6 protein-coding genes are annotated in these 4,712 nt (G+C 33.1%); all 6 read left to right on the top strand.

Annotated features, from left to right (window positions below):
• The first annotated feature begins 119 nt into the window (after positions 1–119).
• The 6 genes from FHP04_RS14065 to FHP04_RS14040 all read left to right on the top strand — a co-directional run bounded on the left by FHP04_RS14065 (position 120) and on the right by FHP04_RS14040 (position 4,469).
• Positions 120–698: a hypothetical protein gene (locus tag FHP04_RS14065; protein ID WP_133672001.1), complete on the top strand. Its 579-nt coding sequence runs from the start codon at positions 120–122 to the stop codon at positions 696–698.
• A 159-nt stretch (positions 699–857) separates the two neighbouring features.
• The gene (locus FHP04_RS14060; protein ID WP_139856788.1) at positions 858–1,475 is read left to right on the top strand and encodes a hypothetical protein; all 618 of its coding nucleotides are present in this window, start codon (positions 858–860) and stop codon (positions 1,473–1,475) included.
• A 132-nt stretch (positions 1,476–1,607) separates the two neighbouring features.
• On the top strand, positions 1,608–2,090 hold the full coding sequence (locus FHP04_RS14055; protein WP_139856787.1) for a lipoprotein: 483 nt from the start codon (positions 1,608–1,610) through the stop codon (positions 2,088–2,090).
• Positions 2,091–2,250: 160 nt separating this feature from the next.
• Positions 2,251–2,871 carry an RDD family protein gene (locus tag FHP04_RS14050; protein ID WP_139856786.1) on the top strand — a complete coding sequence of 207 codons (621 nt, stop codon included), beginning with the start codon at positions 2,251–2,253 and terminating at the stop codon, positions 2,869–2,871.
• Positions 2,872–3,015: 144 nt separating this feature from the next.
• Positions 3,016–3,555: a GNAT family N-acetyltransferase gene (locus FHP04_RS14045; protein WP_139856785.1), complete on the top strand. Its 540-nt coding sequence runs from the start codon at positions 3,016–3,018 to the stop codon at positions 3,553–3,555.
• Between the two features lie 146 nt (positions 3,556–3,701).
• The gene (locus FHP04_RS14040) at positions 3,702–4,469 is read left to right on the top strand and encodes a hypothetical protein (protein ID WP_139856784.1); all 768 of its coding nucleotides are present in this window, start codon (positions 3,702–3,704) and stop codon (positions 4,467–4,469) included.
• Positions 4,470–4,712: the final 243 nt, after the last annotated feature.

Here is a 4,712-nt window from a genome sequence, read left to right as displayed (position 1 = left end):
CAATTACGGCGGATTCGACTACGTCCGAATCCACTCGGAATTGCGAGCGTCAGTGCTTAACCGAAAATTAACGCATATTAACCCGTAACTGACGGTTATACGAGACCGTTATCTCTCATTTGAAAAAAACTTTCGACATACTATTAATTCTACTTACAATTGGAGTTGTCGCTGTTGTTGGTATCACGATTTTTGGAGTTTCGATAATGGGAAAAAGAGCTGATATTGATAATTTTAAAAAACAAAAAACGATAATCTCGGAAACAAGTGAAAACCGAATTTTATATACTTACGGACTTGATACTGTGAATTGGGAGAAATATGTATTTAAACGGAAAGTTGAATTAATTCTAACAAAAACGGAACTTGACTCTACCATTTTTTTTAATCTCATTGGAGCAGTTGATTCTTCCGACACATTTGGATCAACTCAGTTTGTAAAAATTGACAGCTCGTTATATATTTTAGGAGACAAACATCATATAATAGAGAAAGAAAAATACTTTAATGAAGACATTTCAAAATATCCTTTTGACTTATATGATTTGGTTAATCCATATCCCGATGCGAATGGATCATTTTTATTTAATTCAGATTATGGAACATTAAATGTCGAATCCTGGTCAGCAGGAAAACAATTATTTTATTTGCCAATTAATTCAAAAGTTGATATAGAAAAAGAATTGTTACGGAACTGAAACTCGAAAAACGAGAGATAACAATGTATAACCGCAATTACGGCGGATTCGACTACGTCCGAATCCACTCGGAATTGCTAACGTCTGTGCCAAACCGAAAATTAACGCATATTAACCCGTAACTGACGGTTATACTCACCGTTACCCACTATTTGAGAAATGCAGAACTTCCAACAAAATTTAAAGAATAAACCAACTTTATTTCTAATAATTGGAATTGTAGTACTAATTATCGGAATTCCAGCTGGACTTTATGGATTAACTCTAAATGGCGGAGCTAGTTTAGGCGGAGTTTTGATTTTGATTGGAGTCATCGCCTTTATTCCATTTTTAGTGATTGACCGAATTTTAGTGAATCGGATTAAGCCACTCAAACTCTCAATTTATGAATTTATTTTAATTGTAATTTTTCTAATATTTAATTCTTCCCTAAAACGGAAAATTGTAGTTGATTTGACCGACTATAAAAACGACTATTTTGTTGTAGTTTTTAACGACGGAAATTTAAAAAACTCTGAATTGAATTGGTCGTTTCCATTTAATAAAAAAGTTAAATACAATTCTAAATCAATAATAATTCCAGCTGAATTTAAAGACAAATACCAAATTGACATCGAAATACCTAAAAGTTGGTCTGGAACGAGAATGAACCCTGACAGAATAAATGATATCGGATTGAAAATATATACTAGTGCGAACACTAAACTAAATCGAACTGAAATTGACTCATTAGCTGCAAAAGAAATAAAAACAGTGGGTAACACCGTGTATAATTAATGGCTAGTTTGAGCTTGCTTAAGAAAATCCTCGCGGATTTCCTATTCAGTTTTTATTTGCTAAATTAGGTGCTTAAACACGCCACTAATCATACACAAACACGTTGTGCAACATATAAAAAAAGCCTCATTAATGAAGAGAATATTTCATCTGTTTTTATCAATTTTCATTTTAACAGGATGTTCGAATTCGGATAAAATTTACATTAATTCTGATTTAAAAGACAAGATTGACCTAATCATTGACTCCTATCAAAAGTATGTTTCTGAAAGTGAAATTAACCACCATGACCCAGAAGTTTATGAAGTATATTTCAGGAAATTGGGAAATGAATGTTTTATCGAGATATACACTAATTATTTTTACAAAACGGACTTAAATGGATTTATGTTCATCAAAAACAAGTTGGTTACGTTCAACAATGTTGATTCCGAGTGTAATAAGGGTTTGATTAAAATTAATGGAACGGAATCCACACAAAGACTGACCGAATATCAGAACGAAAATAACGCTTTTGACGATTATAGTCCTGCCTTTTGGACATTTAAAATTAAAAATGGCAAATTAATACAGGACACTCAAGGGAGATTTAAAATTGACTTTAATAAAAAATAAATACGTTGCACAACACAGTATAAAATTAATTGCTATTTTAGGCTTAAACAAAGGTAGTTGCACTTTTGTTACGTCTGATTTTCCTGCGGAAAATCCTCGCACACAAAACCGCAACTAATCTTATACATCAACGTTAGCATTAATACAAAAAACATAGCGAATGGAAAACGAATTTGCGAAAGTGATGTCGGAACGAACCGATGAAGAACTTATAAAAATTGTAACTGCCGAAAGAGATAAATACAATCCAACTGCAATTGAGGCCGCTGAATTGGAAGTTGATAAACGGAATATTGACACGAGTAAGTTTGAGGAAATAAAAGAAAAAACAACAACTGAAAGAGTTGCTAAAGAAAAGGTTGACGCAAATGTAGTTGGCTCGGGAATTAGATTTGTAAACTTTCTGATTGACTTTATAATTTGGTTGATTTTAGCAATGATTGTTATTTTTATTATCGGACTTGTTGTACAACCGACTGATGAAAGTTTCATTTCACTTTTAGGTTACATATTAATTTTCGGAACTTTCATAGCTTATTACGCAATTATGGAAATCAAATTCCAAAAAACAGTTGGAAAATTCGTTACGAAAACTAAAGTTGTAAAAATGGACGGAACGAAACCTAAAACATCTGATATTATAACTCGGACTTTTTGCCGACTTATTCCATTTGACCGAATTTCATTCTTATTTGTGAGAAATGGAATTCACGATTTTCTATCAAAAACGAAGGTAGTAAAAGACAATATTGGGGAAAGTACTAATGCTAACAATGTATAACCGCAATTACGGCGGATTCGACTGCGTCCGAATCCACGCGTAATTGCTACCGTCGGTACTTAGCCGAAAAACATTAAATTTAATCCCGTAACTGCGGTTATACTAAACGTTGGCAACAAGCTGAAAGAAACGAACGATAAACAAATGAACATCAGAAAAGTAAATATTCAAGACGTTGAAAAACTGAAAGAAATCGGAAAACTGACTTTTGCCGAAACTTTTTCTTCTGAAAATAGCGAAGAGAATATGAAAGAATATTTGGAAAACGGATTTTCAACGGAAAAACTGACTGCGGAACTGACCGACCAAAACGCTGAATTTTACTTTGCGGAACTTGACGGAAAAACAATCGGATATTTAAAAGTAAACGTTGGACAATCCCAAACCGAAATTAAGGACAAAAACACACTCGAAATCGAACGGATTTACGTGCTAAAAGAATTTCACGGAAAAAAAGTCGGACAAATCCTTTACGACAAAGCAATTGAATTGGCGAAGGAAAAAAATGTGGAATATGTTTGGTTGGGAGTTTGGGAACAAAATCCGAGAGCAATCCGATTTTATGAAAAAAATGGATTTAAAGCATTTGACAAACACGTTTTCAAACTTGGAAATGATGAACAGACGGACATAATGATGAAACTCGAACTGAATGAAAAAAAGCCAGTTGCCAACAATGTATAACCGCAATTACGGCGGATTCGACTACGTCCGAATCCACTCGGAATTGCTAACGTCTGTGCCAAACCGAAAATTAACGCATATTAACCCGTAACTGACGGTTATACTCACCGTTGTGCAACATATCCAAACATCACGCTAAAATTGAAATGAAAGTTAAAATATTGAGTTTTTTATTTTTAATTATACTACTTGCTTCTTGCGACAAGTATTCTCGTGAAAAATATCCTCAATTAGCTTATAAAACGGAAAGTTATAAATATGTGAATAGTTGCTATTCTGCCGAGTTTGAGAGTTTGGATAAAATTCCAACTGAAATGCAGAATAAATTAACCACTTACTTAAAAAACAGATTAGGAAATAACAACTTTCAAAAACTGGAATTTGATAATGGTTATGTGCTTTCTGACAAACCAATAGAAATAGAAAGAACCGAAAATGAAAGTTCCATTTTAGCGCTTTTAGGTCAAGACAAGATAAAAACTGATTGCGACTCAATTTTAGATTTTCCGATTTATTCAGTTATTTATCAACTAAAAAAGCCTGAAATCGGAATTGAAAAAATTGGACTGAATTTAATGCTTGATAAAAATGGAAAACTGATTAAGGACATTGATTTTCCAAAAGCGGAATTTGCGGATAGAATAATACCAATAGACTCTGTACACGCGGAATTAATTCGTAGAAAAATCCCATACGACAAACTGAATATCGACTTGTGGTTTGACAAAAGAACCGAATCTTTTATTTGGTCTACAAATACATTAATTAGAGAAGGAAGTATTATGGGACCAAGTTGTTTTCCAGAAGTGAATTATCATTTTAAAATGAATGCTAATAATGGGAAAATAACAGAGTTTGATTTTGAAAAAAGAGAAGATTATTTCTTTGGAATGGATAATCATTACGTTGAATAAAAAATACGTTGCACAACAACGTGTATAACTAATTGCTTGGTCTGTGTGTACTCGGAAAATCCTACGGATTTTCCTCTGGTTCGTTTTCTTTTACTAAATTAGTTCTAGCCAACGCAACTAGCCATACACAAAACCGTTGTGTGCAATAACCCTTGCTTGCTAGGTTATTTAAAAAATCAGTAAAGCGCGCGAATTTGGAAGGAAAATAATCAGTATTTTATGGTAGGACTGGTTGCAAACCAG

This window comes from Aequorivita sinensis (assembly GCF_006346335.1).
Lineage (GTDB): Bacteria > Bacteroidota > Bacteroidia > Flavobacteriales > Flavobacteriaceae > Aequorivita > Aequorivita sinensis.
This window is presented reverse-complemented; position numbering and strand designations above follow the sequence as displayed.